Here is a 25,486-nt window from a genome sequence, read left to right as displayed (position 1 = left end):
TATGTTTAATCACATTCTGTTGGCAATCGACCTGGGGCAGCCGAAGGCCTATGAAAAATCCCTGCCCAATGCCATCGAATATGCCCAGAAATTTGGCAGCACACTTCATGTGATGACCGTAGTGCCTGATTTCGGCATGAGCATTGTCGGTTCTTTCTTCCCGAAGGAACATGAAGGTAAGATGCTGACCGAGGCCAATAATCAGCTGCATGACTTCGTGAAGCAGAATATTCCCGACAGCATCCCGGTCCAGCATATCGTGGGCCACGGTACGGCCTATGAGGAAATCCTGCGGGTCAGTGAGGATATCAATTGTGACCTGATTATCTTAGGCTCGCATCGGCCAAAAATGCAGGATTACCTGTTGGGGCCGAATGCGGCGCGGGTGGTCCGTCATGCAAACTGTTCGGTCCTGGTGGTCCGGGGCTGAAGCCGCCAAGTTATGGCTGCAGATTTTGAAGCGGGGGCTGGTCAGCCCCCGTTTTCTCTTTGACGCTTGCGCGTTGCTGGAGTAGGCAAACAATAGGTTTAAGGATAAAGACGGGAACCGCACCGAAATGGGCGCAGATATTGCCGGGCAACTGGAAAAACTGGAAAAAGCGAAGGTCCTTTGTGTCGGGGATCTGATGCTCGACAGCTTCGTGGAAGGGGCGGTGGACCGCATTTCACCGGAAGCACCGATTCCGGTGATGAATGTGGCGCGTGAAAAATCCCATTTGGGTGGGGCGGGCAATGTGGCGCGCAACCTGTCGGCGCTGGGTGTCGGCTGCCGCCTGGTAGCGGCAATCGGGGATGATGCCGCAGGGAAGGAGACGCTGGCCCTTTTTGCGGAATTGCCGGGCGTTGTACCGGAATTACAGACGTTGAAAGGCCGCCCGACAACGGTCAAGGTCCGCTATTTGGCGGGTGGTCAGCATCTTTTGCGCGTGGACCGGGAAGCAACCGGGCCGCTGGGGCCGGAGCAGGAAGATCATGTGATTGCGGCTTGCGCGGAAGCTATGGAGGATTGCGGCGCGGTGATCCTGTCCGATTATGGCAAAGGCATTCTGTCCAACCGGGTGATTGCCGCAGTCATTGAGGCGGCCCATCTGAAGCATCTGCCGGTCCTGGTTGATCCCAAGGGCGAGGATTTCCACAAATATCGCGGTGCGACCTTACTGACGCCGAACCGCAAGGAATTGGCGCTGGCAGCCCATATGCCGGTATCCAATGATGCGGAGATTGTTATGGCCTGCCACCATATCATGAACAGCTGCGGGGTTCAGGGCCTGCTGGCGACCCGCTCCGAACAGGGCATGACCCTGGTCCATCACGGAGCCGAGGGCGAGAAGCTGCATCATCTCTCCGCAGAAGCATTGGAGGTTTTTGATGTGGCGGGCGCGGGTGACACCGTGATTGGCACCTTCGCAGCCGGTCTTGCTGCCGGTTTTGATATGCTGGACGCGGCAACCCTTGCCAATGTTGCGGCGGGGGTCGTTGTGGCCAAGGCGGGTACTGCCGTAGCCTATCCCCATGAGATCATGAAAGCGGTCCATGGTGAGCGTTGGCGCGCCAGCGAAGAAAAGGTTGCGCCGCTGGCGGCCGTGGCGGACCGGGTGCAGACCTGGAAACGACAGGGACTGAAAGTCGGTTTCACCAACGGCTGTTTCGACCTGCTGCATCCGGGGCATATTTCCCTGATCGATCAATCGAGGGCGGCCTGCGACCGGTTGGTCGTTGGGCTGAACAGTGACGCCTCTGTCAAACGGCTAAAGGGCGATAGCCGACCCTTGCAGAATGAGGTCAGCCGCGCCACGGTGCTGGCGTCGCTTGCCAATGTGGATGCGGTTGTGGTTTTTGGCGAGGATACCCCGATGACCGTGATCAACAGCCTCAAGCCGGATGTGTTGATCAAGGGTGCGGATTATACGATTGAAACCGTGGTTGGGGCACAGGAGGTGCAGAGCTGGGGCGGCAAGGTCATATTGGCCGATCTGGTTCAAGGCCAGTCCACAACCAACACCATTGCCAAGATGAATGGCGATAAATAGCCCTCAGCCTTCTTCCGGCAGGATGGCATCCAGCCCGCCAATAGACATCAAGCGTGCTGCGGCATGCCGGGCATAGCGCAAGGTTAAGGCTTTGCGCCGGGCCGGGTTCATCTCACCCGGCAGGCTGGGTTTCAGGATTTCGGCACCGTAGCTGTCGGCCATGATCAGACCGGTTTCGCGGGGCAGGATCTCGGTTGGAAAATCCGAGCCGACCGCAAAATAAAAATGGTCGCAAAAGGGAAGATATTCTTCCCATTTGCCGTCGGTGCGGAAATCCTCGACCGAGGATTTAACTTCGACAACCGAAAACTGTCCTTTCCGGTCCAGCCCCATAACATCTACCCGTCGGCCGTTTATCAGACTGAGCTCGGTCACGCAGTTGAGCCCCATATGATGAAACAGGCGGATGACACCGCGAGTGACCGCAATAGTGGTTTCGGGACGGGTTATGTTTCCTGTTTGTTCTTTCATGAGGGTAATAAGCCATACCCAAGGACGGTGAGGCAAGGGTTAATTGGGAAATTGCAAATAGGCTCAGCCCGGCACCCAGTCGCTTAACCAGTCGGAAATGGCTTTTGCCGGCAGAGGTTTGCCGAACAAAAAGCCCTGCATGTGATGAGCACCAAGATCGCTGAGCAGGGTGCGCTGGTCCTTGGTTTCCACGCCTTCCACAATGATATTCATTCCAATATTCTGACCCAGCTGCAAAATGGTGCGGACCAATTCAGCATCCCTTTTGTCTTCGGTGATGCGCATGATGAAGCTGCGGTCTATTTTCAACGTGTCGAAGGCATGATTACGCAGATGGGAAAACGAGGAATAGCCGGTGCCGAAATCGTCAATGCAGATCCGGATGCCGCGATCCTTCATATCTTCCATGATGGTGACGGTCTGGCTGGTATTCTCCATCAGCATGCTTTCCGTCACCTCGATCTTGATATCGTCGCCGCTGAGGCCTGATTTCTCGAGGGCCTTGGCAATCTGATCAATGATGGCAGGGTCATCGAACTGACTGGGGGAAAGATTAATCGCGACGGTCAGGCCGTTCAGGGAGGGGAATTCCCGTTTCCAGGCCGCGAGCTGGCGGGTCGCCTTTTTCAGCACAATCCGTGAGAGGTCACCAATCAGACCGGTTTCTTCGGCGATGCCGATAAAGTCGGCCGGCGGGATCAGGCCGCGCTCGGGATGGCGCATCCGCACCAGAGCTTCAAAGCCGATCGGTCGCCCGGTATGGGCTTCGATGATCGGCTGATAATGGACTTCCACGCCGTCATTGCGGATGGCTTCGCGGATATCATTTTCGAACCGGACGGTTTCCATCATCCGGCGTTGCAATTCCGGGAAATATTCGACCACACGGGTGGTGCCGGTTTCTTTGGCATGATGCAGGGCGACGCTGGCATCGCGCAGAATTTCCTCGGCGGAAAGCCGTTCTTTGCCATTCCAGTAACGGATGCCGACATTGATATCCAGATTGACCGGAATCTCGTCGGTTACATGCAGGGTTTCGGCGATCTTGCGGCGAATGCGTATGATGCGTGCCTGGACTGCGCGGCCGGGGCTGACCCCCTGCGCCAACACGGCGAACTGATCGCCGGACAGGCGTGCGACCAGATCTTCCTGGCGCAGATGTTTCTGGATCCTTGTGGCTAGAATGCGCAGGATGGAATCCCCTAATTCATGCCCCAGGCTTTCGTTGACATAACGGAACCGGTCCACATCGATCATGATCAGTGCAAAGGGCGTTTTTGCGCCCGCATCTCCCGTATCCATGACACGATGGATCTGGTTGAGCAGATGTTGTCGGTTGGGCAGCCCGGTCAGTGCGTCCTGTTGCACGATGAGGGCGGCCTGCTGTTCGGTGGATTTATAGGTGGAGATGTCTTGTAATGCGCCGATCACGCGCTCGGGCTTGCCATTCTCCCCTCGGATTGCCTGGGCGCGCATGCGGTACCAGCGGTCTTCTTCACCTTTATCCGCCTCGAGCCGCACTTCACAGTCAAACCGCCGCTTTCTTCCCTGCCGCAAAGCGGTCAGTTCCATGAAGACCATGCCGTGGTCTTCCGCGTGTAACAGATCCAGAAGCCAATGGATATCCAGCGGATCGTGGGTTTCTGGAGTCAGCCCGGTCAACCGGGGCCATTCCCCATCATAGGTTGCGCGACCGTTATCCAGCTCCCAATCGAAATGGCAGAGGTCAAAAATCTCGACCGCCTGGCGCAGGCGCTGTTCGGAAAGCAGCAGGTCTTCCGGCATCTGTTCTTGCTGGGGGCGTTCCTGCAGACTCAGAAGATAATGGTCGGCAGCCAGGATATCCGGTTTGCGGACTTGCAGAAATACGGGCATGCGCGTGCCGTTGAATTGCAGGATCTCGGTTTCCAACGGAATATCATGCTGGGCCAGTTCCAGCAGCCAACGGGCAGTATTCTCAGGATTGAGCCAGGGCAGGATCAGATCTAAAGGTTTATTGCGCAGCGCATCAATATGCCGCCCGGTCATGCGGGCGGCGTGCCTGTTGGCAGCGACCACATCGCCATCTTCGGTCACCTGCAGGGCGGCCTGGCGCATGGAATCGAGAAATTCCAAACAGCTGATGGCGGCCGGTTTCCGGCGCGCGGTTTTCCAGTCACGATCCGCGGCGTCTGTGGCACCAGACGCTGTCGCGGAAGTCAAATCCGCATTTTCACTCAATGGCGTGCAACCCATATGTATGATCCCACATCCCCTATGGGGAACCATACTCTGTCCCTGTAGAAAAAACGGGAGCGATCCTGCGCGCCCCTCATTGATTGGAGAAGAGCATTCTACAGTTATGCTGTCTCTGTCAACCATGGTGGGGGAGGTCGGTTAAATCTTTGCGACGTCGCAGGATTCTATTTTGCCTCTGATGGGCAAATCACTATGATGGTAAACAGATTTTTGCTTTTAACAGAGACTAGTTCTCCGGAGTGGATGATGAAAAAGATACTGATTGGCCTGGTGGTTATCGTCGCGGTGATTGCCGGTGGTGCCTATTACGTTTTCTCGAACCTGGACAAAATCGTCGAAACGGCTGTTGAAGAAGCGGGCAGCCAGGTGACCAAGGTTGATGTGACGCTGGATGGGGTGCGCCTGGAACTTACCGAAGGCAATGCGGCGCTCAATGGTCTGCAGGTAGGCAACCCGGATGGTTTTAAAACCGACTATGCCATGGCGCTCGGCACGGTGAGCGTGTCCGTGGATACCTCTTCAGTCGGTCAGGATGTGATCGTCGTTCGGGAAGTGGTTGTGGATGGCCCGGCCATCATTTACGAGCTGTCCGGCACGGACAGCAACATTGCGGCCATTCAAAAGAATGTTGAGAGCTTTACCAGCGCGATGGGCGGCTCGGGCGGTTCCAGTGCGGAATCTACCGAAGAAGGGGCCAAGGTCGTGATTGAAAATCTCTATATCCGCAATGGTGAGGTTGCGGTCAGTGCCGGCTTCCTGGATGGGGAAAAAATGGGTGTTGGCCTGCCGGAAATCCACCTGACCGATATCGGCAAAGATTCCGGCGGGGCGACCCCGGCGGAAGTGGCAGCGAAGGTTCTGGATGCCATCAGCACGGCGGTGATTTCATCTGTTGCCACCCTGGATTTGGGCAGCATGGTTGAAGGTGCCGGTGCCGTTATGGAAGGGGCCGGGGACGCTGTTAAAGGGGTTACCGAAGGTGCCGGCGAGAGCGTGGGCGGCGCTGTTGAGGGCGCTGCTGATGCGGTCAAAGGCCTTTTTGGCGGTGACAGCAACTAAGAACCTGTCGCTGAATGATCTGATCTTTCAGAAATGATGCGGGGCCGGTTATCCGGCCCCGTTTCTTTTTGATACCGTCAGGAGCGGCTTTTTTTTCGGAATACCATGCGCAGGCCCTCCTTATGGCATTCGTAACGGGAGGTGTCGGTCGGTGCCATCATTTCCTTTTCGCCGTTGGAGACCAGGGTATTGTTGAAAAGGTCGGACCCGATCCGCTCTGTAAGGGCCTTTTGCACAAATCGGTTCGCGCTGGTTTCTCCATAATAGGCGGCTTCGACAATATCCGGCCTGTCCTGCAGTAATTCCTGGATCTCATCAGCCAATCGCGGGTGATGCACACAGATGAATTCCGCGGCACGGCGATTGTTGGTGCGCAAATAAGCCCGCAAAATCAGATATCCTTTATGGCCGTCCGGGATCATGATGGGGCGTGTTTGCAGCCAGGCGGCGCCGGGATCGTACAGGTCGGATTGATGGTATTTGGCCGAACTGCCACCGGAGCCGAGCTCTTTGAAGCGGGGGACAAACTCTATTGCAAAATAGACGACTGCGGTTGGGAATGCCAACCCCAGCACAAGCAGCACCGCCATCAGCAATGCCCGGTTGTTATTTTGCTTTTCAGCTGCCATCAAACTCTCCTTCGGCAGTCCCGCTGCCCGCGCTTTCGGTCATTTTTTATCACCTTTCCGATTGGGAAAATGGCGCAAGAATGACGCGGGCCGGTGACTTTGCGTCCCACCGTTACCGATGGTTTGCTCTGTCGGGATACACATATATCCGAGTATAGTAGCAGAGTGGCCCTGGGGCGTCAGTGATTTTCATCACGGCAGGGATAATTATCAAATTGGCGCAAATTTGGCCAAATCTGTCAGGGTCTGAACAGACCGGTTTCGGCTTGCAGGGGTAATTTATCTTTGCAAAGGTCTGTCTGAACAGTCATGACCGATCAGAGATTTAACGACAATACTAGAGGGATGAAAAATGGAAACACGTGCCGCAGTCGCATTCCAGGCAGGTAAGCCGCTGTCTGTTGAAAGCGTGACCGTCGATGGTCCGCGTGAGGGAGAGGTTCTGGTTGAAATCAAGGCGACCGGTGTGTGCCATACTGACGCTTTTACCCTGTCTGGTGAGGACCCCGAGGGCATGTTCCCGGCTATTCTGGGCCATGAGGGTGCTGGTGTTGTCGTCGACGTTGGCCCCGGGGTGAAATCCCTGAAGCCGGGTGATCATGTCATTCCTCTCTATACACCGGAATGCCGGGAATGCGAATATTGCCTCAATCCGAAAACCAACCTGTGCCAGTCGATCCGCTCTACCCAGGGCCAGGGCCTGATGCCGGATGGTTCCAGCCGCTTTTCCATCAATGGCGAGCCGGTATTACATTACATGGGGTGCTCGACTTTCTCCAACCACACGGTTCTGCCTGAAATCGCTTTGGCGAAAATCCGTTCCGACGCGCCTTTTGACAAGGTTTGCTATATCGGCTGTGGGGTGACCACCGGTATTGGCGCGGTCATCAATACCGCAAAGGTTGAGATCGGCTCCAATGTGGTGGTCTTTGGCCTGGGCGGTATCGGTCTCAATGTGATCCAGGGTGCGCGCCTGGCGGGGGCCAACATGATTGTTGGTGTTGATATCAACCCGGACAAAAAAGCCTTGGCCGAGCGCTATGGTATGACCCATTTTGTCAACCCGCTGGAAGTGGAAGGGGATTTGGTGCCCTATCTGGTGGATCTGACCGGTGGCGGGGCTGATTACAGCTTTGAATGTATCGGCCGGACCGATACCATGCGTCAGGCGTTGGAATGCGCGCATAAAGGCTGGGGCGAGAGCATCATCATCGGCGTTGCCGGTGCGGGCCAGGAAATCTCCACCCGTCCGTTCCAACTGGTCACCGGCCGGTCCTGGCGGGGCACTGCCTTTGGCGGCGCGCGCGGTCGGACTGATGTGCCGAAAATTGTCGACTGGTACATGGATGGCAAGATCGAGATCGACAGCATGATCACCCACACCATGCCGCTCGACGAGATTAACACCGCCTTTGATCTGATGCATGAAGGCAAATCCATCCGGTCGGTGGTGACCTTCGACTGATTATTCGGCGTTTCGCGTTGAAGAAAAGCCCGCTTTCCGTCATGGGGGAAGCGGGCTTTTATTTGGGTAACAGATGCATCCGCGTCATATAGCGTTGTTGGGCGGTTAAGGTGTCGAAGGGAATATTCTGTGTGAATGGCTCGTCTGGGCCCACGGGTATGACCGGCATATGCAGGCTGGGGACCGGCGCATATTCGACCGCGACAATCAACCGGTCTTTATTCTCCGGCAGTTTTCCTTTGTGAATGCCCTTGGTATTGACCAGGAAACAGCTGCCTTTTGGCCCGGTCAGTTCGGTCGGCGCGATCTGCAGATAATGTTCCACTTCCTGATCCGTCTTGCGCAACTGCGCCTTCAGCCAATGGTCAAATTCCGCAGCTTGCGCGGGATCGGATGGCCGGTGCCGGGCAAGTTGGTCCGGGTCATGGGTTGTTTCGACGAATATATGGGGGCCGCCGGTGGCATCTACATCGGTAAGATACAAGAATAGTTTGCAGAAACGATAACTGTCCAAATCCAGATGGAATTGCTGAGCGTCGCGAGCATCTGTGGCCTCGGCAAAACTCCACCAGGCATTGATATCCGTAATGGTCGGGATACAGCCCATCAGGCGGCCTGCCAGGGCAATGATTTCCGGAGACAGTGCCAGTTCCCACAGGCCGGGGCAGTTGACCATTAATCGCGGGGGAACATAGCCGACATTGCTGTGTCCGATCAGCGCTTTTCGTTCCACGGCCTGTTCCAGGGGATGCCTGCGATTGGCGAGCACAGGCAGTTGTTCCAGAAAGGCAATCATGTCGGAAACCTGAGGGGCGGACAGGGAGGTGGCGGTATGAAGTCCCTTTTCCCAAAAAACTTGCCATTGTTCCTCGGAAACGCCTTCATGGATTTTGGTCAGCCCGCCAACGGCGATCTCGTGGGACAGGTAACGGTCGATGGCTTTACCCATCAGGTCAATGACGGCATTGTCGTCATAGCAGGCGGCCATGGCATTCATATGCAGACGATACATGTTGCCGGCTTGGCTTCTGGCCTCTTCGTCAGCGGGCAGAAGAGTGCGGAGCGGCGTGAATTGAGGATCCCGCTCGATCAAGTCCTGCAACCCGTTATACCAGAGCCTGATATCTTCATAGCTGCTGGTGCTTGTCATGCTAAAACAGCCTCTCTCAGCCCTTGCGCTGGAAAATTGTCATGACCGCACCTGGTTTGTCGAGGCGGGTGGGGTGGATGTCATGGCGGAAGAACACCGCTTCGATCTCGTCGCCGAACAGGGCCAGGATATCATCCGTGTGATTAAAGAGTTTCTTGCTGGGCGTGTCGTAGCCGCCTTCGGCATTGGGGGGGACATATTGGCAGCCGATCGCAAAAAATCCGCCCGGTTTGGTGACGCGCAAGGCTTCGCGTGCTGCTGTTTCATGATCGGTTGAATAGGCTAGGACCCAACCCATGACCAGCACATCAAAGCTATTGTCCGGATAGGGCATGGCATGCATGTCGCCGACATCGATGAAGGGCGAATAGGAGATCAGATCCAGGCCGGTGACATTGACAGGGTCAAATCCACAGGCGATCAGGCCGTAGATTTCCACCTCGGTCCGCGGGCCAACGGTCAGGACCTTCAATGATTTGACCCTTTCCATAACCAGGGCGATGGAACGCAGGGGATTGATCAGGTGCAGTGGCCGGTCCAGTGCGATCATTTCCTTCAGTTGGTTTAGGTTGTGGGAGATGGCGTAATCCGCGACGCCGCCTGCCTCGGGGTCGGCAACAGAGATGTCCTCTTCCTTGAGCAGGGAGATGCGTGCGGCGGCAAGCATTTCAATCATGCGTGGGATCTGCAGCGCCTCATCCGGATATTGGTCCAGGATATCCATCAGCACCTGCAATATCTGTCCATCAATTTTCGGCAGGATGCGGCCCTGATTGCCATTGCTGATGATCATGTTTCCACCCGGGTCTATTGACGTTGTTGTGGCACCGGAGACCGGAAGACAGGTTTCTGACACCAAGTCAGTATTTGATATTCACTAAGAGAATTCTTGCTGAATTCTAGTATTTTGAGAATAATCCTACTTCATGCTATAAATATTCTATAGATTATTCTATGCGATTCCTATCCGGAATTATAGAATGCATTATTTGATTTTCTGTTGTTTGCGTTTGATTGGCCTGTGACCAAGTATTCGAGATTCGGGTTAAGCGGCTGATGTCTGGGACTCAGGTCGTCGTGAAAGCTGGAATGGACAATGGCGTCAAAAGAATGTAACAGGAAAACAAGGAATTAGTTCAGAATGGACCGACAGAGATGACCATAGAAACCCTCAGCGAGCAAAAATGCTTCGGTGGAATCCAAGGTGTATACCGCCACCAGAGCAGCAGCACCGGTACGGATATGGAATTTGCGGTATTCCAGCCTGCCGAGGCGGCCAAGAAACCATTGCCGGTTTTGGTGTTTCTATCCGGTCTGACCTGTACCTGGGAAAATTTCACCACCAAGGCAGGCGCCCAGCGCTATGCAGCGGAACATGGCGTGATTGTCGTTGCGCCCGATACCAGCCCCAGAGGGGAAGGCGTGGCGGATGATCAAGCCTATGACCTGGGCAAAGGGGCGGGTTTTTATCTCAACGCCACCGAAGATCCTTGGGCAAAACATTATCGCATGGAAGATTATGTGGTGAAGGAATTGCCGGCTGTGCTGGCCAATAATTTTCCGGTTGATCTTGATCGCATGGGGATCACCGGTCATTCCATGGGCGGCCATGGGGCATTGACCCTGGCGATTAAAAATCCCGATCTGTTTAAAACCCTCTCCGCTTTTGCGCCGATCGTTTCGCCGGCAAACTGCCCTTGGGGTCAAAAAGCGTTTAATAATTATCTGGGTGATAATATCGCGACCTGGGGCCAGAATGATGCCAGCGCGCTGGTGGAAACCTTTGGCTGGTCCGGGGATATCCTGATCGATCAGGGGGCATCGGATACCTTCTTGGAAACAGAGCTATTGCCGGATGTTTTTGTCCGGGCTTGCGAGCGCAAATCGGTGGCGCTGACCCTGCGGATGCAGGAAGGTTATGATCACAGCTACTATTTCATTGCCTCTTTCATCGAAGATCACATTGCCTGGCATGCCAAGCGGTTGAAAGCTTAATTGTCTGACATATAGGGAATAAATAAAGGCCCGGGCGTTTCTCCCGGACCTTTCTGTATCCTGAATCCAGTTTGTTGATATGGTGTTAGGGCAGGGTAGAGCTCAGGCAAGGCTCAGGCGCACATTGATATTGCCCTGGGTCGCGTTGGAATAGGGGCAGACGATATGGGCGCGATTGATCAATTCCTGGGCTTGTTCACGCTCAACACCGGGCAAATCGATCAGTAGATCAACCTCGATGCCAAAACCGGTCGGGATCGTGCCGATGCCAACAGTGGCCTGCACCGAAACATCCGGTGAGATCGGCAGTTTGTCGCGTTGTGCGACGAATTTCATCGCGCCCAGGAAGCAGGCGCTGTATCCGGCGGCAAAAAGCTGTTCCGGGTTGGTACCGTTGCCCCCGGCACCGCCCAATTCCTTCGGCGTCGACAGGGTCAGTTCCAGGCTGCCATCTTCCGCCTGCGAGCTGCCTTCCCGACCGCCGCTGGATTTCATGGTGGTTTTGTAAAGTACGTTTTCAACAGTCATGGTCTTCTCTCCTTAAAAAAGGAGGCATCGCCTCCATTAATCGTACGATATAAAATCGTGCACGATATAAAATAATGAAATTTGAATTTGGTTCCTTTCAGGGAAACATTCTCTTTGACAGGTTAAGTTTAGATTACAAATGCTTGGACAGATTTTCCCGGATCCGGTCAAGCCGCCCCTGCAGGTCGATCATTTCATCCAGGCTGCATTCAAGGGCTTCCGCCATGCAATGCGGTATATTGCGGGCTTGTTCTTTCAGTGTCCGGCCGACATCGGTCAAGCTGATGATCACCTGGCGCTCATCCTGCTTGGACCGTTCCCTGCGCAACACGCCACGGCCTTCCAACCGTTTCAACAGGGGGGTTACCGTGGTGGTTTCCAGACGCAGCCGATCACAAATATCGGAAACATTCAGCTCATCCCGCTCCCAAAGAACCAGCATAACCAGATATTGCGGATAGGTCAGGTCCAGGCCCTTCAAAACACGGCGATAAGTCTTGTTGAAGGCATGCATAGTGGAATACAGCGAAAAGCAAAGCTGTGAGTCCAGCAGCAGCGGGTCAATCGACCGACGGTCATCGGAGGGGGATATGTCCTGTTTCTCTGTCATGAGGCGAATATATATCGTGCACGATATTATTTCAAGCGATTTAATTTGAGTTCGTGAAAAGTCTTTAAGGCTGACTCATGATTGGGGCTGGAATGCCTGCCTGGCCGCCATATTCTGCCGGAGCAGTTCCTGGATCATCGGGTTGGGGAATTTGCGTTCAGGTACAACCGCATAAAAGGATTCCGTGAGATTGGGAAGTTGATGATATTCGATCAGCATGCCAGTGCTGAGCTCATCCTTGACGACGATGGGTGAAATGGCGGCCAAACCGACCCCCTCACGGGCTAACAGGCGCATCATCGCCATGTCATCCACCTCGGCGGCGATGGTTGCCTGGATGCCCAGCCGGTCTATGAGCGCATCAAATTCCAGACGGATATTACTGTCCAATGTGGGTATGATCACCGGCGAGCTTTCAAGAAGCCTGGCAATATCATCATCCGGGGCAAAACAATCCGGCCGTCCGATCAAGCTGACCTGCTGCTCGGCCAGGCGATGAGAGACAAAGTTCGTTGTTGCGTCGCGCAGCCAGGGCTGGTTCATCAGCACGATGTCCAGATTCAGTGCCTCCAACTCCCGGAGCAATTCACGGGTTGTGCCGGATCGCAAAATGATATCCACATCATCCCGACCCAGCAACGGCTGGAGAAAGGTGATCTGGAAGTTCCGGGAGAGGGTCGCCATGGCTCCGATCCGGATGGCCTTGCGGACAGCCCCGGCCCCTTGCAGAGTGACCAGCAATTCCTCCCCGGTGGTAAAAATGACATCGGCATAGTCCAGGGTGATCCGCCCGACTTCGGTCAGGGCCAATTGCCGGCCCCGGCGCTCGAACAGAGCATGGCCGATGCTGTCTTCCAATTGCCTGATCTGGGTGGAGAGCGCGGATTGAGACAGGTTCAAACGCCCGGCAGTGCGGGTTAGGTTGCCGTCATGCGCGACCGCTCGAAAATAGCGAAGGTGATGATAATTGAGATGATTCATTGTTCTATTTTATGGAACGATTATGAATAAACAATGATTTTTTTAATATGAAATGCTTCTGTTATGGTCCCGCGAGTTTGGTATCAGGCAGAGGGAAATCAGGTGTTGTATTTATTACCCTATGGCGCGGTCCTGTCGCTGCTTCTTGCGTCGGCAATCTCTCTTGGTTTCAGGAATATTGGCGGTGGCAAGGCGGCGGGGCTTTGTGAAACAGCGGCAGTCCTGTCCGTGTTTGTGGCTATGGCTTCTACAGTGTTGCTGGGGATTTCCGGCACGGGAACCGGGCTTGATCTGACCTTTCACGGGTTTGGGTTTTCATCGCGTGTTGATGTGCTCAGCATGGCCATGCTCCTGTTGGTGGCGACGGTCGGCTGGATTGTGCTGCGCTATTCAAGAACCTATCTGCGCGGTGAACCGGGGCAGGCACAGTTTGTCGGCTGGATATCATTGACGATCGCGGCGGTCATGCTGTTGGTAACCGCCGGCAACCTGGTCCAGCTATTGTTTGCCTGGATCTGCACCAGCCTGTCATTCAACCAATTGCTGTTATTCTATCCGGGCCGGATGCATGCCCGGCGCGCGGCACGAAAGAAGCGTATGACAGCCAGGCTCTCCGACCTGTCATTGTTGATTGCGGTTGGGTTGCTGGGGGCCGGTTACGGCACGGGCGATATTGCCTTCATCCTTGAGAATGCCGCTAGTGGTGCCGCCGCCAACGGCCCTGTTGTCGCCTGTGGTTTCCTGGCAGTCGCCGCGATGTTGAAATCCGCGCAGTTTCCGACCCATGGCTGGTTGACCGAAGTGATGGAAACGCCGACCCCGGTCTCCGCCCTGTTGCATGCAGGGCTGATCAATGCGGGCGGTTTCCTGTTGATCCGGTTTGCGGACATCATGCTGCTCAATCCGAGCGTTCTGGCAGTTTTGGCCATCATTGGCGGCTTTACGGCGCTTTTTGCCAGCCTGGTGATGCTGACTCAGCCCACAGTGAAAACCTCGCTGGCCTGGTCCACCATTGCCCAGATGGGGTTTATGATTTTCCAATGCGGTCTGGCATTATTCCCGTTGGCGCTGCTGCATATCCTGGCCCATTCCCTTTATAAGGCACATGCGTTCCTGTCGGCGGGCAATGCGGTGTTGAATGTCGCGGCGATCCGGCGGCCCGGTCCTGTCGCTGCCCCAAATGCTTGGGCTGTCGGCAGGGCGATTACGGTCTCTTTCGGTCTATATCTGGTGATCGGACTGGTCTTTGGCCTGGTGGAAAAAACACCGCAGGCCATTGCTTTGGGCGGTATCCTGATTTTTGGGGTTGCCTATTTGGTGGCCCAGGGCTTTGCCGATGAGGCGCCGATGCCTTTGACCGTCAAAACCGCCCTTTATGCGGTGATTGCCTCGGTCAGCTATTTCGCCCTGCAAAGTGCCACCTATTGGCTTACCCAGGATCTGCTGCCGGCTCCGCCCGCCCCCCGGCCCCTGGAATGGGCGCTGATCATTCTATCGCTGATCAGTTTCGGATTGGTGGCTTTTGCGCAATCCATGTTTCCGGCCTGGTCCAGCCATCCGGCGGCCCGCGACATTCGGGTCCATCTGGCAAACGGTCTTTATGTCAAAGCGGTTTTTGACCGGCTTCTGGGGGGCTGGGTCGCCAAGCGCACACCCAGCGCTGAAGCCGGCAGTGAAGGAGGTATTTGAGATGTTTGACAGTGTGAACCTGCCGCCCCGGGCTATGGCCGCCTGCCTTCGCGCGGCGGAAGAAGCGGGCCGGGCGATCCCGCCCATGTGGCCGCTTTCATCCTCGGTTGCCGTCAACCCCTATCTCGGACAGACGCAAGTGGATCTGACCATGGCCGGTGCGCGCCTTGGCCGTGTGGCGGGCGCGCGGGTCGCTATGCCCCGATCCTGGTATGCCCGGCAATGGGCGGAGGGACAGATCAGGGATGATGATCTTGAAAAGGCCAGGCTGGCCTCGGTGCTGGAAGAAAAACCAAAAACTCTGGAAATCCTTAAGGCAGCGATGCGCCAGGAAAGTGAAGCCCCCCGGGCGGTTCCTACAATGGCGGAGTTGGCAACGGCTCATCTGGATATTGAATGTACGGAGCTGGTTGCCGAGCGTATCGGGGCCTGGGCGGCCAGCTATTTTGATGCGGGGCAGGCAATGTGGAGCGCGCCAAAGGAAGGTGGTGCCTATCACCAATGGCGGGCTTTTGCCTCGCGTGATCTGACGCCGGGTATTCTGGGGATCCAAGGGTTTGCCCCACATGTGGATGAAGCGCCGCAAACCGCCGCCGGGGCCATTACCCGGGCTGTGGAACGGCTGGGCCTGCAGGAGGCTGAGTTGCCGACCTATTTCCACCGGCTGTTGATGTCGCTGGGCGGATGGGCGCAGCTGGCACGTTATGAGCTTTGGCAGGCAGAACTGGAAGGCGACCGCAGCACGGTCCTGATCGATCTGCTGGCCATTCGTCTTGTCTGGGAAGAGGCGCTGTTTGAGCTTTGTGGGGACGCGATCGCAGGCGAATGGTTGGCGGCCCGCGCCGCCCACGCCGCTCCTCTTCAACCCAATCAGGACCTGGTAATAGACGTGATTTTCCAGGAAGCGGCGGAAATCGCGGCTCAGCGGCGGCTGGGTGAAACCTTGGCGGCGCCAACTTCCCCGAAACAGGAAACACGTCCGGACCTGATTGCCGCTTTTTGCATTGATGTGCGTTCCGAAGTGTTTCGGCGCGCGTTGGAAAACATGGATCCGAAAATCCGGACGATGGGGTTTGCGGGGTTTTTCGGCCTTCCCGCCCTGCATCATGGCTTTGCCTCCGACGAGGCGGAACGGCGCTTGCCGGTCCTGCTTTCCCCTGCACTGGAAAGCCGTGACCAGACGGATGAGGCCTCAGATTTGAAGGCCCGCTATCTGGCACGGGCCAAAAGGGCATGGGGCCGTTTCAAGTTGGCGGCGGTCTCTTCCTTTGCCTTTGTCGAGGCGGCGGGGCCGCTATATCTGGTCAAGCTGTGCAAGGATTCCATCTTTGGCGCGGCGGGTGTGAAAACGGTTTCACCCTGTCCCGTCTTCGATCCTATGCCGGATCTTGAAACGAGGCTGGCGATTGCGGAAAAAGTGCTGCGCGCCATGTCGCTGACCACTGAGTTTGCGTCGGTCGTTCTTCTGGCTGGGCATGGGGCCACTGTTGAGAATAACCCCCATGCCAGTGCCTTGAACTGTGGCGCCTGCGGCGGGCATGCAGGCGATGTCAGCGCCCGTCTGCTGGCCGGACTGCTGAATCAGTCGGATGTGAGGGCCGGGCTTGTCGGCAAAGGCATTGAAATACCGGCAGACACGGTGTTTGTCGCCGCCTTGCATGACAGCACGACCGACAAGGTCACCTTGTTTAATGATTTTGGCGGGAAGGCGTCGGGCGAACAGCTGGTAAAAGTGCAAGCCTGGCTGGACGGGGCCGCTAAAGCATCCCGGGCCGAACGCATGCTGCGTCTGCCGGGGGCGAAAACCGAAAAGGACCTGTTGAAACGCAGCCGGGACTGGTCGGAAATACGCCCGGAATGGGCCCTGGCGAGATGCAGTGCTTTCATTGCGGCGCCGAGGCAGAAAACTGCCGGCAAGAAGCTGGATGGCAGTGCATTCCTGCATGATTATGACTGGCGCGCGGATGACGGGTTCTCCGTGCTGGAATTGATCATGACCGCCCCGGTCGTGGTGGCCAGCTGGATCAGCCTGCAATATTACGGCTCCACCGTGTCACCAAGGGTTTTTGGTGGCGGGAACAAGCTTTTGCACAATGTCACGGGCGGCATTGGTGTGGTGGAGGGGAATGGCGGTTCGCTCCGGGCGGGGCTGCCCTGGCAGTCGGTCCATGACGGCAGCCGTTTTATCCATGATCCGCTGAGGCTGACTGTTTGTATTGAGGCCCCTCGCGATGCCATGAACCGTATTCTGAAACAGCATGAAGATGTCAAAGCCCTGTTCGACAATGGATGGCTGCATCTTTTTGCGTTGGATGATCAGGGCCATATGGTCTGGCGCTATGACAGGGATCTTTCCTGGGAGCCGGTAAAAGACCAGCCAGCGACATCGCAATCAGCGGCCGCTTGAAACAAAACGCCTGGTATCTCGTGATTGAGAGGCCGGGCGTCAAATTGCGTTAGTCCAGGTTTTCCTGAATAAACTGGCGCAGCGCGGTGCGCACTCTTTGGAAGACCTCGGTCCAGTCACCGGGGCTGGTTTGCCGGAACAGGGTCATGCTGGGATACCAGGGGCTGTCATCGCGCCAGATCTGCCAACGCCAGTCCGGTGCATAGGGCAGCAGGACCCAGACCGGGCGCGCCAGGGCACCTGCCATATGGGCTACGGATGTATCCACCGAAATCAGGAGATCCATATCCTCAAGTAGGGCCGCCGTATCGGCAAAATCACGCAGATGCGGTGACAGATCCTGTATGATTGGCTCCAGGCCCAGCTGTTCGATACGGCCTTCTGGACCGCCCTTTTGAAAGCTGAAAAAGCGTACATTGGGCATTTCCAGCAGAGTGCTGAACCGTTCCAGGCCAACCGACCGGTTACGGTCATTTTTGTGCGAGGGTTTTCCGGCCCAGACCAGACCGACACGCGCGATCCCGTCGGTGCGGGGTTTCAACCGCGGCGCGTCTTCAGTGGGGGCATGAAGATAGGGCACTTTGTCGGGCAGGTTGTCCGTGCCGGTCTTCAAAATCCTTGGCAGGCTGAGCAGGGGGATGACCGCATCCATGTCGATCTGTTTTTCCAGCGCCGCGACGGGTTGTGTTTCATCCCGCTCGAGTATTTCGATCCCCTCCATTTCCGGGCTGTTGCGCAGAAGACGCGCGAGCGGCGGTTGGCATTCAAAAACCACCCGGTCGGCAAGATCCTTGATCATCGGCAGGTAGCGGCAGAATTGCAGGCTGTCACCCATGCCCTGTTCGGCGCTGACCAACAATGTCTGGCCTTCCAGCTTCGCCCCTTTCCAGATCGGGACGGATGGGTGGCGCGGTGGGCTCTCCGGCAACTGCCAACGTGCCTCATATGCCTCGAACCCCTCTTCCAGCTCACCTTTCAAGAGCAAGGTGAGGGAGCGGTCCCATTCAAGTTCCGGCTTGCCATAGCCCAGCATCTCCGCCCGGCGGAAGGAATGAAGGGCATCATCCAGGCAGCCCCGGTCGCGCTGAATGAGCGCACAATTGTAATGGATCTGGGCGGCTTCCGGGTTGAGGGCCAGGGCACGATTCTGTGCCTCCTGCGCTTCATCAAGGCGATTAAGGGCGCGCAAAGCATTGCCGAGATTGGACCAGCTGGAGCCATCATCTGGGGATAGCTGCAGACCGCGCCGCATGCACATGACGGCGGATTCAAGTTTGTTATCCCGCCGGAGCAGCACGCCAAGATTGATCCAGGCCGGTGCCAGGCTCGGGTCGATTTTCAGGGCGGAGCGATAGAATTTGGCGGCTTCAGGGATATGGCCCTTGTGATGATGGGCGATCGCCTGTTGCAGTAAAGCATTGCCATCCGGCCGCGCGGTCACCTGCGAGGTGCCTGCCGGTTGCGGGCTTTCTGGGGCGCCGGAATGAGCCGGGCCGGTTTCGGTCTTCTCATTTTCCATGAAAAGACTTTAACCGGCCCGGTGTCACTGGTCGAGTGTTGGTTGCGATTTTTTCAAATATTACAACAGGTCGCGTTTGATCAGCTCTTCAGCGATCTGAACCGTGTTGAGGGCAGCGCCCTTACGCAGGTTATCGGAAACGCACCAGAAGTTCAGGCCGTTCTCTACCGAGATATCTTCGCGGATACGGCTGACATAGACCGCGTCTTCACCGGCGCATTCTTCCGGGGTGACATAGCCTTCATCCTGGCGGAAATCGACCACGGTCACACCGTCGGCTTCCTTGAAGGCTTCGCGGGCAGATTCGGTCGTGATTTCCTTTTCACATTCGATGTTGATGCTTTCCGCATGGCCGACAAAAACCGGGACGCGCACACAGGTGGCGCTGACCTTGATTTTCGGATCCAGGATCTTCTTGGTTTCGACCACCATCTTCCATTCTTCCTTGGTCGAGCCGTCATCCATGAAGACATCGATATGGGGGATCACGTTGAAGGCGATCTGCTTGGTGAATTTTTCCTTCACGATCGGATCGTTCACATAAATCGCGCGGGTCTGGGTGAACAGCTCATCCATGGCTTCCTTGCCGCCGCCGGAAACGGACTGGTAGGTGGAAACCACCACGCGCTTGATGCCAAATTTTTCATGTAGGGGCTTTAGGGCCGCGACCATTTGGATGGTGGAGCAGTTCGGGTTGGCGATGATACCTTTTTTGCGCCAGCCTTCGAGTGCTTCCGGGTTAACTTCCGGCACAACCAGCGGCACTTCGGGATCCATGCGGAAGTGGGAGGTATTGTCGATCACGACCGCGCCGGCCGCAGCTGCCTTTGGGGAAAATTCAGCAGAGATCTTGCCGCCGGGGGAAGAGAGAACAATGTCGGTGCCGGTGAAATCAAAGGTAGCCAGGTCCTGGCATTTCAGGGTCTTGTCTTCGCCATAGGAGATTTCCACGCCCACAGAGCGGGAAGAGGCCAGGGCCACAACTTCCTTGGCCGGGAAGCCGCGTTCGGCCATCGTTTTGAGAATCTCGCGGCCCACATTACCCGTGGCGCCGACTACTGCTACCTTGTATCCCATTGTTCATACCAATCTGCATCTCAGTTTAAAAATACCGTACAAACCAAAAAAGCCGGAGTTCTCGAACCCCGGCCTGCTTTCAGTCTGCACATGCGGAGGTTCGCGGCTATCTGCCGGTCTTGGTGGTTTTGGTTTTGGTGGTGGTGGTTTTGGATACAGCGGATATGTGGCGCATTTTCTGCGCAACCATCATCATGCTGTCCATTGCGAATGCCATTAATCCTAGGCCCTTCAAAACCAAACCGGGGCTGTTCTACGCTGTGCGCTGCAAAAAATCAAGCGGGCAATGCGGAAAAATGACGGCTCCATTCAATTTATCGCGGGAACGTGAAATTTTATTTCCCATCATATGAAAAACGGGCGCAATAACAGCGCCCGTTTATCGTCTGAAGCCGATGGCGGATTATCCGACCAGTTTGTCCAGTTCCGCCAGGATGGCGTCCCCCATGCCGGTAGTGCCCACCTGGGTGCAACCCGGGGCCATGATATCACCGGTGCGGATGCCGGATTTCAGAACATTCTGAATGGCGTTTTCAACCATGTCGGCATCTTTCAACAGGCCGAAGCTGTAGCGCAGCATCATGGCAAAACTCAGCAGCATGGCGCTGGGGTTTGCCAGGTCCTGGCCGGCAATATCCGGGGCGGATCCGTGTACCGGCTCGTAAAGCGCCTTGCGCTGACCGTTTTCGTCTGCCGCGCCCAGGCTGGCGGATGGCAGCATGCCGAGCGAGCCGGTGCTCATGGCCGCCGCATCGGAAAGCAGGTCGCCAAACAGGTTGTCGGTGACGATCACATCAAACTGTTTCGGGTTCTTCATTAGCTGCATGGCACAGTTATCGGCATACATATGGGCAAGCTCGATATCCTGGTAACCACCGCTGGCATGCAGCTCGGTCACGGTCTTGCGCCAGAAAATACCGGTTTCCATCACATTGGCTTTTTCCACCGAATGAACCCGACTGTTGCGTTTGCGGGCCAGATCAAAGGCGACGGCGGCCACCCGTTCAACCTCGGCTTTGGTGTAGGCCTGGGTGTCAATGCATCGTTCAACGCCATTATAATCCTGCATGCCACGCGGCTCGCCGAAATAGACGCCGCTGGTCAGTTCGCGCACGATCATCAGGTCCAGACCCTGGATCACTTCTGGTTTCAGGGTCGAGGCATCCAGCAGCGCATCAAACACAACGGCCGGGCGCAGGTTGGCGAAAAGATCCATTTCCTTGCGCAGGCGCAGCAGGCCGGCTTCGGGCCGCGCATGGCGTTCCACATTGTCATATTGCGGGCCGCCGACCGCGCCGAACAGGACCGCATCCGCATCCAGGGCATCCTGCATGGTCTCGTCGGTGATGGCTTGTTTATGTACGTCATAACAGGCGCCGCCCACCAGGCCTTCCTTCAGGTCAAAATTGATGCTGCGGTTTTTGGCCATCCAGTCGACAACCCGGCGGACCTGGTTGAAGACTTCGGGACCGATCCCGTCACCGGGAAGCATAAGCAGGGTTTTGTTGGTGGCCATGACCGGGGACACTCCTGAGAATTTGCGTAATTTCGTTTCAAGATTAGCCGTATTCGGCTCAGAATAATCTGATTGCGGCGGTTGTACCCACATTTTCCCTGTTTGGCCAGTCACGCAGGCCGGCTTTTGCGCAAAATACTGCTGTTCCGGGGGGGAATAACTAGGGTTGCCTTCTTGATTGCGGATACCATTAAGGAGCTTTTAAGACAGATACTGTAGCCTAATGTTGCATAAATGAAGTGGATTTCTTGAAATGGCTGCAAGCAATGGGTTCGTATTCCATGGTTGGTGATCTTGAGTTGTTTGATTCCGCGCCGGGGGGCGGGGATGATATTGATCTGTTCGGTGATTTTGATCTGACAGAAGAATCGGAACAAGAAGCGGAGATGATCTCCGCAGAAGATTTGCAGCGGTCCATCGAGAATTTCCATAATATTTTTTCGAACCGTGAAGAACAGATGAATGCTGCTTCCGGCGCGATCCTGCTTTATCAGCATCTCATGACAGCGGGGTATGAGACCACAATCCTGGTGGAGGATAAGGGGGCGACGGTGACGGCGTCGACTAAGAGTGACTGTCTGCAAACGCCGCTGCTCGACCGGGTGGAATTTCTGCTAGATGATATGGTCTATATGCGTCGGAGCTGGAATCTTTCCGGTTTCACGGTGCACAGTATTTCGACCCACCTCAGGGAGGGCCGCATGCAGGTCCGCATAGAATTCATTAGCTTGTGAATTAAAATTCCGGAAAAACCTTTCTGTTACATGTGGTTAGTTGTTTATTAACTATCTGGTAAGTAAAAAGGTTGGATCGGGTTGCATCTGTTGGAACCGGAGCGGGAGGTTCGTCCGGGATGGCGGGCCGTTTTTTCGGTCGACGGCAGACATAATCATAGGGCTTGAAAATCATGTTTAACAAATTGTCACTTTCGGCAAAGCTTTCGATCATCAGCGGGATCGTGATTTCAATCTGCCTCGCCATCGCGATTACATGGCAGTCGATGGAAGCGTCCGAAATCACCCGCAGACTGACCCTTGAGAAAGCTGAAGAACTGGGGCGTTATCACGCGGAGCAGATTTCCAAACGCCTGGATAAGGCGATGAAAGTGGCGGAAGTGATCGGTGCGACCTTCAAGGGCATGAAGGAAGATGGCGGTGTTGATGATCGCCGGGCCTATGATGCTGTTCTGAAGGAAATTCTCGAGCAAAACCAGGATCTTGCCGGGGCCTGGGCCGGGTATGAACCTAATGCGCTCGATGGCAAGGATGCTGACTATAAGAATGACAGCTCGGTTTTGAACGACCCCAATACCGGCCGCTATGCCACCTATTTCTACAATTACGGTAAAGGTGTCGAAGGATGGCATCTGACCGGCTTGGCGGACATGGATACCACCCAGGATGAGGGATATGATTATTACAATATTCCCCGGCGGGAAAACCGGCCGACTGTGATTGACCCGGTATTTTATGAAGACCTGGGGGATGGCGGTGTATTGCTACCCTCCTTTGCAGTTCCGATTAATGACAAGAGTGGCAAGGTCCTGGGCGTTGCTGGTGTTGATATCATGCTCAACGACATGGCGGCCGAATTTGCCAAACTGACCCCGTTTGAGACTGGCAGTGTCTATGTGATTTCCTATAAAGGGAAATGGGCGGCTTATCCGGACCAGAGCCTGTTGGGCAAGGTGATCAGTGAGATTGAAGGCAGCAGACAGACTTTCATTAATGCCATTCCCAAACTCCAGGAAGGGGAATCCTGGACTGAGGAAGATGGTGATTTCGTCCGGGTGTTTATACCGGTCCAAGTGCCGCGCACCAACACCCCCTGGTCGGTGGTGGTTAATATCCCGAAAGACAAGATTGTTGAAGATGCGAACACGCTTCGCAATGAAATGATCGTTGGCGGCGTGATTGTTGTGCTGATTATCTTAGGGGCCCTGGTCTTTTTCAGTGTGACCCTGATCCGTCGGCCCCTGGAAAAGAGCATCGGTGTGATCAATGCGCTGCAAAATGGCCAATATGAGGTTGAGATCACCGGTCAGGACCGTGGAGATGAAGTGGGTCAGGTCAACAAGGCTCTTGAGCAATTCAAGCAGAATGCCGCCAAAGTCCAGCAGATGGAAACTGAACGCGCGGAAGCTGAAATGCGCGCGATCGAAGATCAGAAGAAGACGCGGCTGGCTCTGGCAGATGAATTTCAGGCTTCCGTCGGTCGGGTTGTGGAGAATGTCTCCGGCTCCTCCGGGCAGATGTCAAATTCCGCTAATCAGATGAGCACCATTGCGGAACAATCCGAAGGGCAGGCTGTGGCGGCGGCCGGGGCGGCGGAACAAGCCTCGGTGAATGTCCAGACGGTGGCCGCATCAACGGAAGAACTGTCCGCATCCATCAATGAAATCTCGCAGCAGGTTTCCAAATCCGCCGGTGTTGCCAATAACGCAGTGGAAGAGGTTGGTCGCGCCAACGGCATGGTAGAGTCGCTGGCCGGGGCCGTAGATCGAATTGATGAAGTGGTCAAACTGATCAATGATATCGCCGATCAGACCAATCTGCTGGCGTTGAACGCCACCATTGAGGCGGCCCGTGCCGGTGAGGCGGGCAAGGGGTTTGCCGTCGTGGCCAATGAAGTGAAGTCGCTTGCGACACAGACCGGCAAGGCGACCCAGGAAATCGGAACCCAAATTTCGACCATTCAGGCGGAAACCCGTGAAACGGTCGATGCCATTCGCGGCGTCGGGGAAACCATCACTTCTATTCATGCCATCGCCACGACCATTGCTGCCGCGGTCGAACAGCAGGAAGCGGCAACCCGGGAAATCTCCAGCAGCGTGCAACAAGCGGCTGCCGGCACCAACGAGGTTTCCGCCAATGTGAACGGCATGAAAGAGTCGGCATCCCAAACCGGTCAGTCGGCCCAGCAGTTCAGTGAGGCGGCCAATGATCTCAATGATCAGGCTCAGCAGTTGAAAAAAGAGATCGACAATTTCCTGGCCCGGATCAGGGCGGAATAATCGTCCAAATCTATCAGGTGTAGGGAAGAGCCGGGATTATTGATCCCGGCTTTTCTTTGTCTGGGTCTCGAGCCAGCGACGGAACCGGTCGAAATGTTTGGGGGGCAGGCGGTCCTTTGGCCAGACCAGATAATATCCGTGAGCTGATGCAAATTCCTGACGGAAAGGCGCAATTAACCGGCCTTCCTCCAGATCCTGTGAGACTAGAACCGACCGGCCGAGCGCAATGCCATGCCCATCCACAGCGGCCTGATAGAGCGAAATACCGTCATTGAAGAAAGTACCGGAACAGGCGTCAATATTGACCGGCTGCGAGGCGGCGAAACTGATCCAATCCTGCCAACTTTCCGGACCCTTGGCTTGCAATAGGGGTTTGCCTTCCAGATTCTGAATGGTTGCCATCGGTCCATGCCGTGTCACGAAATCGGGGCTGCAGACAGGAAAGAGGGTTTCCGACATCAAAAGCTGGCAATGCATGTCCGGCCAATTGCCCAAACCATGGAGAATCGACAGATCCACACCATCATCAAAATCGCTCGGCTGTTGCGATATGCTGATCCGGAGATCCGCCTTGGGACAAAGGGCCAGAAAGGCGCCCAGGCGTGGGGTCAGCCACTTTGCGGCAAAGGAAGGCGGGACCGATATGGTCAGCCTGTCTGCAACCGATTGCTCCGAGACGGAACGTGTTGCAGCCCCCAGAAGCTGGAAAGCCTCGCCCAGCGCATCGGCATAGCGGGCACCGGCCTCTGTGGTGGTGAATTTCGGCCCGGAGCGTTCAAACAGTTTGACGCCAAGATCCTGTTCCACACCGCTTACCAGGCGGCTGATCGCGCCCTGGGTCACCGCCAACTCGGCGGCGGCGGCTGTGAAACTGCCCAAGCGATTAACGGATTCGACCGCCCTCAGGCCCTTCAGGGATGGTAGTTTATTATCAGGAAAACTCATGATCCAAGTCCGGTGGTTCTTGTCAGGAAATCGCCGGAATGCGATCTTTCTGGCACCAGTTTACTCTAAATGAGTGGTGTTTGTCGCGGTTTTTTTCAATATATGGTAGCTGGCAGGTTCCTGTTAGCCTCTTGGGGCAAAAAAAAACGGCCGGAAAGTCCGAC

21 protein-coding genes and 1 riboswitch are annotated in these 25,486 nt (G+C 55.7%); of the genes, 9 read left to right on the top strand and 12 right to left on the bottom strand.

What is annotated here, in order from left to right; genetic code table 11:
* Position 1 precedes the first annotated feature (1 nt).
* On the top strand, positions 2 to 430 hold the full coding sequence (locus tag DFP90_RS15190; protein WP_115937358.1) for a universal stress protein: 429 nt from the start codon (positions 2 to 4) through the stop codon (positions 428 to 430).
* Between the two features lie 127 nt (positions 431 to 557).
* Positions 558 to 2,030: a D-glycero-beta-D-manno-heptose-7-phosphate kinase gene (rfaE1, locus tag DFP90_RS15185; protein ID WP_115937357.1), complete on the top strand. Its 1,473-nt coding sequence runs from the start codon at positions 558 to 560 to the stop codon at positions 2,028 to 2,030.
* Between the two features lie 3 nt (positions 2,031 to 2,033).
* Here the strand turns inward: rfaE1 and DFP90_RS15180 are convergent, their stop codons facing one another.
* Positions 2,034 to 2,501: an MmcB family DNA repair protein gene (locus tag DFP90_RS15180; RefSeq protein WP_115937356.1), complete on the bottom strand. Its 468-nt coding sequence runs from the start codon at positions 2,499 to 2,501 to the stop codon at positions 2,034 to 2,036.
* A gap of 63 nt (positions 2,502 to 2,564) precedes the next feature.
* The gene (locus DFP90_RS15175; RefSeq protein WP_181905384.1) at positions 2,565 to 4,736 is read right to left on the bottom strand and encodes a putative bifunctional diguanylate cyclase/phosphodiesterase; all 2,172 of its coding nucleotides are present in this window, start codon (positions 4,734 to 4,736) and stop codon (positions 2,565 to 2,567) included.
* Positions 4,737 to 4,982: 246 nt separating this feature from the next.
* On the opposite strand from DFP90_RS15175, the gene DFP90_RS15170 reads away from it, so the two are divergent.
* Positions 4,983 to 5,798, top strand: a complete 816-nt coding sequence (locus DFP90_RS15170; protein ID WP_147301026.1) for a hypothetical protein — start codon at positions 4,983 to 4,985, stop codon at positions 5,796 to 5,798.
* Positions 5,799 to 5,875: 77 nt separating this feature from the next.
* Here DFP90_RS15170 and DFP90_RS15165 read toward each other — a convergent pair whose 3' ends face one another.
* The gene (locus DFP90_RS15165; protein ID WP_115937353.1) at positions 5,876 to 6,427 is read right to left on the bottom strand and encodes a hypothetical protein; all 552 of its coding nucleotides are present in this window, start codon (positions 6,425 to 6,427) and stop codon (positions 5,876 to 5,878) included.
* A gap of 10 nt (positions 6,428 to 6,437) precedes the next feature.
* Positions 6,438 to 6,565: riboswitch (cyclic di-GMP riboswitch) on the bottom strand.
* Positions 6,566 to 6,779: 214 nt separating this feature from the next.
* Here DFP90_RS15165 and DFP90_RS15160 point away from each other — a divergent pair.
* Complete coding sequence (locus DFP90_RS15160; protein ID WP_115937352.1) at positions 6,780 to 7,892, top strand: S-(hydroxymethyl)glutathione dehydrogenase/class III alcohol dehydrogenase; 1,113 nt, start codon at positions 6,780 to 6,782, stop codon at positions 7,890 to 7,892.
* Positions 7,893 to 7,950: 58 nt separating this feature from the next.
* On the opposite strand, the gene DFP90_RS15155 is transcribed toward DFP90_RS15160, so the two are convergent.
* Complete coding sequence (locus DFP90_RS15155; protein ID WP_115937351.1) at positions 7,951 to 9,042, bottom strand: hypothetical protein; 1,092 nt, start codon at positions 9,040 to 9,042, stop codon at positions 7,951 to 7,953.
* Between the two features lie 16 nt (positions 9,043 to 9,058).
* Positions 9,059 to 9,835, bottom strand: a complete 777-nt coding sequence (locus DFP90_RS15150) for a class I SAM-dependent methyltransferase (RefSeq protein ID WP_115937350.1) — start codon at positions 9,833 to 9,835, stop codon at positions 9,059 to 9,061.
* Between the two features lie 362 nt (positions 9,836 to 10,197).
* Between DFP90_RS15150 and fghA the strand changes: the two genes are divergently transcribed.
* Positions 10,198 to 11,037, top strand: coding sequence for an S-formylglutathione hydrolase (gene fghA / locus DFP90_RS15145; protein WP_115937349.1), 840 nt, complete (start codon positions 10,198 to 10,200; stop codon positions 11,035 to 11,037).
* Positions 11,038 to 11,139: 102 nt separating this feature from the next.
* Here the strand turns inward: fghA and DFP90_RS15140 are convergent, their stop codons facing one another.
* From DFP90_RS15140 to DFP90_RS15130, 3 genes are all read right to left on the bottom strand, one after another.
* Positions 11,140 to 11,565 carry an organic hydroperoxide resistance protein gene (locus DFP90_RS15140; RefSeq protein ID WP_115937348.1) on the bottom strand — a complete coding sequence of 142 codons (426 nt, stop codon included), beginning with the start codon at positions 11,563 to 11,565 and terminating at the stop codon, positions 11,140 to 11,142.
* A 133-nt stretch (positions 11,566 to 11,698) separates the two neighbouring features.
* Complete coding sequence (locus tag DFP90_RS15135) at positions 11,699 to 12,175, bottom strand: MarR family winged helix-turn-helix transcriptional regulator (RefSeq protein WP_115937347.1); 477 nt, start codon at positions 12,173 to 12,175, stop codon at positions 11,699 to 11,701.
* A gap of 75 nt (positions 12,176 to 12,250) precedes the next feature.
* On the bottom strand, positions 12,251 to 13,156 hold the full coding sequence (locus DFP90_RS15130) for a LysR family transcriptional regulator (RefSeq protein WP_115937346.1): 906 nt from the start codon (positions 13,154 to 13,156) through the stop codon (positions 12,251 to 12,253).
* 102 nt (positions 13,157 to 13,258) lie between these two features.
* On the opposite strand from DFP90_RS15130, the gene DFP90_RS15125 reads away from it, so the two are divergent.
* Together DFP90_RS15125 and DFP90_RS15120 are read left to right on the top strand one after the other, a co-directional pair.
* The gene (locus tag DFP90_RS15125; protein WP_245957087.1) at positions 13,259 to 14,845 is read left to right on the top strand and encodes a proton-conducting transporter transmembrane domain-containing protein; all 1,587 of its coding nucleotides are present in this window, start codon (positions 13,259 to 13,261) and stop codon (positions 14,843 to 14,845) included.
* 1 nt (position 14,846) lies between these two features.
* Positions 14,847 to 17,252 carry a YbcC family protein gene (locus DFP90_RS15120; protein ID WP_115937344.1) on the top strand — a complete coding sequence of 802 codons (2,406 nt, stop codon included), beginning with the start codon at positions 14,847 to 14,849 and terminating at the stop codon, positions 17,250 to 17,252.
* Positions 17,253 to 17,301: 49 nt separating this feature from the next.
* On the opposite strand, the gene DFP90_RS15115 is transcribed toward DFP90_RS15120, so the two are convergent.
* The 3 genes from DFP90_RS15115 to leuB form a co-directional block, all read right to left on the bottom strand.
* On the bottom strand, positions 17,302 to 18,771 hold the full coding sequence (locus tag DFP90_RS15115; protein ID WP_115937343.1) for a tetratricopeptide repeat protein: 1,470 nt from the start codon (positions 18,769 to 18,771) through the stop codon (positions 17,302 to 17,304).
* Between the two features lie 60 nt (positions 18,772 to 18,831).
* Positions 18,832 to 19,848 carry an aspartate-semialdehyde dehydrogenase gene (locus tag DFP90_RS15110; RefSeq protein ID WP_115937342.1) on the bottom strand — a complete coding sequence of 339 codons (1,017 nt, stop codon included), beginning with the start codon at positions 19,846 to 19,848 and terminating at the stop codon, positions 18,832 to 18,834.
* Between the two features lie 403 nt (positions 19,849 to 20,251).
* Positions 20,252 to 21,364, bottom strand: a complete 1,113-nt coding sequence (leuB, locus tag DFP90_RS15105; RefSeq protein ID WP_115937341.1) for a 3-isopropylmalate dehydrogenase — start codon at positions 21,362 to 21,364, stop codon at positions 20,252 to 20,254.
* Between the two features lie 281 nt (positions 21,365 to 21,645).
* On the opposite strand from leuB, the gene DFP90_RS15100 reads away from it, so the two are divergent.
* A complete protein-coding gene (locus tag DFP90_RS15100; protein WP_115937340.1) occupies positions 21,646 to 22,098 on the top strand; it encodes a hypothetical protein in 453 nt (150 codons plus the stop codon).
* A gap of 173 nt (positions 22,099 to 22,271) precedes the next feature.
* Complete coding sequence (locus DFP90_RS15095; RefSeq protein WP_115937339.1) at positions 22,272 to 24,377, top strand: methyl-accepting chemotaxis protein; 2,106 nt, start codon at positions 22,272 to 22,274, stop codon at positions 24,375 to 24,377.
* Positions 24,378 to 24,413: 36 nt separating this feature from the next.
* Here the strand turns inward: DFP90_RS15095 and gcvA are convergent, their stop codons facing one another.
* A complete protein-coding gene (gcvA, locus tag DFP90_RS15090; protein ID WP_115937338.1) occupies positions 24,414 to 25,322 on the bottom strand; it encodes a transcriptional regulator GcvA in 909 nt (302 codons plus the stop codon).
* Positions 25,323 to 25,486 lie beyond the last annotated feature (164 nt).

It is taken from the genome of Aestuariispira insulae (assembly GCF_003385955.1).
Lineage (GTDB): Bacteria > Pseudomonadota > Alphaproteobacteria > UBA8366 > Aestuariispiraceae > Aestuariispira > Aestuariispira insulae.
This window is presented reverse-complemented; position numbering and strand designations above follow the sequence as displayed.